Here is a 4,108-nt window from a genome sequence, read left to right as displayed (position 1 = left end):
TGCTTTGGTGGGCGGTTGTGCTGAAATTTATGGCTCTGTTTTTGGCAATGCCAAGGTTTTATTCTATACTAAGGTCTGGGGACGTGCTTATGGCAATGCGAAATTAACCAAGAAAAGCAAAGTAAAGGAAGTTCCTATAAATTATGAGGTTTATGAAAGCGATAACCTTGTCAAGATTGTTGAGGAAACAGAATAAAAATAGACATGGGGGTGCCTTCTTGATGGTTATAAACCCATCATAAAAGAAAGAATGCAAAAAAAGCCGTGTCAAGTGATATGACGCGGCTTTTGAATAATGACTCTAATGAATCACTCATAATGGAGGAATGAATGCATATATACAAAATGTATTATATTTCAAGTGCTCTATTGAGATATGAAAACTTATCAAAAGGAATGTAAATAATACCTATGATTTTTACTCACTCATTTGAATGAGAAAGCCTATAAACGCTTTTTGTTTCTCTCAAACGTATCAATCATAACGTCTTTAACTTAAAGAGATTTATTGAAAACAAAGCCCATGATCATGATGCTTCTTTTAAAACGTTTCAAAATACTAAGCTCAAAATCGAGCTGAGTGAATTCAAATAACACATTGTCTAAAATCAAACCTATCAAACAAATCAAAACGCTTGTTAGCTTTAACAAAACTCGTTTTTTACATTTACGAGTATTGGTTTTCAAAACAATCTCTCATAAGATAAAAGCAGCGTTTTTTTTACAAAAGTAAGGATCATAAGCTTATAAATTGCTTATAAACATCTGTTTCAAACGTTAAACAGTATTTAGAAAGGCTTTCATAAGTTTCTTTTAAACATAACTTTTTTGCAAATTAATCGCTCTATATTTGGCTAGCAAAATTAAGTAAAATCTCATGCCTTATAATGTTACAACGGTTTCGTATTTTACCTGCTTATCTTTGTCTAAATAGATGCCCTCAAATTTGAGGGGACCTCATTTGGTTTCGTATTTTTAAACTATAACTTTTAAAACGTTTTTTAGTACCAAGTCTAAAGTAGATAGTAACTCTACTGCCATGGCATTGTTCGCTTCCATTTTTTTGTGGAAGCGAATAATTCCGTTCTTAAAAACTAGTCTGCAATCTATTCATTAAAAGGCTTTTCATTTCATAAGATATAAAATACCTCTTTATCGTTTTTCTAACTTTTAGTAAGCGTTTTAAAAGCGATTTTATCCTTAATCCTTTTATGCAATTTTTTAAATTAAACCTATAAGCTTATGACAGGTTCAAACAGTTAATTTCTTTAATGCCATTTTAGAGGTTTTTCCCAATTTGGGGGAAAATTATATGATCTGTATTTTCTATAAATGCGTATCTTTTGGTACAATTTACCTTATAACAGTTTCAAACGATTATCCTCAATAGGTAATAAGATATTGCTATAGCATTTTTAGATTTTACGCTTCTTAAGTTTGGGGAACAATAATTTTGGTCTTTATACGATTAAACAAACCAATCTTTAAAACAAGATGTGATCTTTAAACATATGCGGTTTATGTTATCGATAATTTCAAACGACTAAATTTTAAAACAATGTGATTTGTGCTGTGATAAAAACGTATCATAAGATTTATGAACTGTTATAAATGATATCTGCTTTTCATTTCATTTGAATGTTTACATGCGTTATAATATTTACATCATGATTTGCTTTTTATGGTCTATTCATACATGCCAATCTTATATAAAAAATGATCAATTTAGACACGCATAAAAAGATGGATTCTTGAGTGGATTCATATAAAATAATTGCAAACAACATATTGACTTTATTGTGTTTTTTGATATTATATCGAATCTGCCTTTATTCAGATACTGGAGAGCTATTTTTGCCAAGTGTGGATTAAACACCACAATGGAATGCCATTCTGTTTTGTCTACTTTCTTATTGGTTGCCTTGTCTGTATAGCTCTCAAACGTTGCCATTCGAAAATTGACCACCTCGATGCCAGATGACATTGTTTTGCTTTCTGGATTGGCACCTAAATGACCAATTAAAATCACTTTATTAAGCATGTTTGTAAGTCCCATTAAATGATGTAAAGATCATAACATGTTTTATGTGTTTTTACAATGTTTTCAGTTAGCTAATAACAATTATTTAATGTTTTACATTATGTTATAAATCACTAAAGCGTGTAAAATCGGATTGAAAGGCAAGGGGAACGATTCCTGTCGGACCATGGCGTTGTTTTGCTATAATAACCTCGGCTTTACCCTTGGCTTGCTCCATTGCCTCTTGCCATTTGCTATACTCAGCGGTGCCTTCTTTGGGTTCTTCATTTTTGAGATAGTATTCTTCACGATAAACGAACAGCACAATGTCGGCATCTTGTTCGATTGAACCAGATTCACGTAAGTCGGAGAGTTGTGGACGTTTATCGGTTCGGTTTTCAACTTGACGTGAAAGTTGTGACAGAGCAATGATGGGAATATTGAGTTCTTTTGCAAGTGCTTTTAATCCGGTGGTAATGGCTGTAATTTCTTGAACGCGATTTTCTAATGAACGCTTTGAACCGCTTGTCATGAGTTGGATATAATCGATAATCAAGACATCTAGACCATGTTGTCGTTTAAGACGCCTTGCACGAGCGGACAATTGTGCAATAGACACCCCACCCGTTTGATCAATATAAAGAGGGATTGTTTGTAAGGAACGCATTGCGTGAATAATTTTTGCAAATTGCTCTTCTGAGATATTACCACGGCGCATATCAGAAGAAGAAACCTTTATTTGCTCTGAGATAATACGAGTTGCAAGCTGTTCAGTTGACATCTCAAGTGAAAAGAAACCAACAATACCCCCTTCATTGGCTTGGCTGTTATCATGACGCTTGCAAGCATTGGCAATATTAAAAGCAATATTAGTAGCCAGAGAGGTTTTCCCCATACCAGGGCGCCCCGCAAGGATAATTAAGTCAGATGCTTGTAACCCCCCCATTTTTTCATCAAGTGTTTTGATATGGGTAGCTATCCCTGAAAGCCTTGAAGAACGCTTTTTCGCTGCACTTGCCATGTTAAGTGCTTTTGCAATGGCTGTATCAAAATTTTCAAACCCACCCCCGTATTTTCCTTTTTCTGCTAGCTCAAATAACTGATTTTCAACAGTTTCAATTTGTTGTGATGTTGTAAGTTCTATAGAAACATCATATGCTCTATTCACAACTTGAGTGCCAAGGTTAATTAAAGAGCGTCGGATAAACAGATCATAAATGACACTCCCATAATCTTTAGTATTAATGATTGTTACAGCTTCTTTAGCTAAACGCACCACGTAATTATATACAGTGATGTCACCAATTTTCGCATCATTTTCAACAAAGGGCTTAATAGTAATGGGATCTGCAATTCTTTCCTTTTGAATAATTTGTGAAATGATATCAAAAAGCTTTTGATGCAACGGTTCAAAAAAATGCTCTACTTTTAAAAAATCAGAAACGCTATCAAGAGCATTATTATTGATAATGATAGCACCCAGCAAAGCTTTTTCAGCTTCAATATTATGGGGAAGTTGACGAAAAGAAGATTGTTCTTCTGTTTGAAAAGAAGGTAAATTAACAGCGTTCATTTTATTCATTATGATTTAAATTGATTTGATAAATGATAATTATAAATCACTGAATCTACAGTGTGAATCCCATTTTTATTTTACTTAACAGCTTGCTTTTTGATACGTTTTGTGCAATAAAGAGACGTTCTTTTATATTTCGATTGGTTACTTTAATCGTTTATTTAGATCGCTAGCTGTTTTGATTATAAAAGCCGTGTCTAAAGGACGCGGCTTTTTTGCTATAAAGCAGCCCCCCGCGCCGTTATTTTATTTACGCTGCTTTATTTTCAACAATCTTTACAACGGTATCGTTTTCATAAATTTCACAATCCTCAGGAATCCCATATGCATAATAAGGGTTTTGTTCTGTATATGAATACTCATTTCTTTTTAATCTTGCATTGCCATGTACCAAACCTCTAATAGTGTGATAACCAGTCACTTTAGCATTGCCATAAACAGAACCATAGACCTTAACATACCCACCCACGCTAGCATTGCCATAAACCTTGCCATAAATTTTTGAAGAGCTA

The 4,108-nt window shown here is 33.6% G+C and carries 1 protein-coding gene and 3 pseudogenes; 1 reads left to right on the top strand and 3 read right to left on the bottom strand.

Features of this window, described 5'->3' with window-relative positions; all coding sequences use genetic code 11:
- A pseudogene (locus tag ACFIL2_RS00120) lies at positions 1-196 on the top strand (hypothetical protein); the annotation flags it as partial.
- Positions 197-1,825: 1,629 nt separating this feature from the next.
- On the opposite strand, the pseudogene ssb reads toward ACFIL2_RS00120, so the two are convergent.
- The 3 genes and pseudogenes from ssb to ACFIL2_RS00105 all read right to left on the bottom strand — a co-directional run.
- Positions 1,826-2,041 (bottom strand): annotated as a pseudogene (gene ssb / locus ACFIL2_RS00115) (single-stranded DNA-binding protein); the annotation flags it as partial.
- Positions 2,042-2,144: 103 nt separating this feature from the next.
- Positions 2,145-3,593 carry a replicative DNA helicase gene (locus tag ACFIL2_RS00110; RefSeq protein ID WP_375681657.1) on the bottom strand — a complete coding sequence of 483 codons (1,449 nt, stop codon included), beginning with the start codon at positions 3,591-3,593 and terminating at the stop codon, positions 2,145-2,147.
- Positions 3,594-3,846: 253 nt separating this feature from the next.
- Positions 3,847-4,108, bottom strand: a pseudogene (locus ACFIL2_RS00105) (hypothetical protein); the annotation flags it as partial.

The organism is Bartonella sp. AP30XZML (assembly GCF_042195945.1).
Taxonomy (GTDB): Bacteria; Pseudomonadota; Alphaproteobacteria; order Rhizobiales; family Rhizobiaceae; genus Bartonella.
Note: the sequence above shows the minus strand (reverse complement) of the source record. Positions and strands in the feature narration are given on the sequence as shown.

Coding starts and splice junctions, on each gene's coding strand:
- ACFIL2_RS00110 (WP_375681657.1), bottom strand. CDS start 3,593: ATGAACGCTGTTAATTTACCTTCTTTTCAAACAGAAGAACAATCTTCT.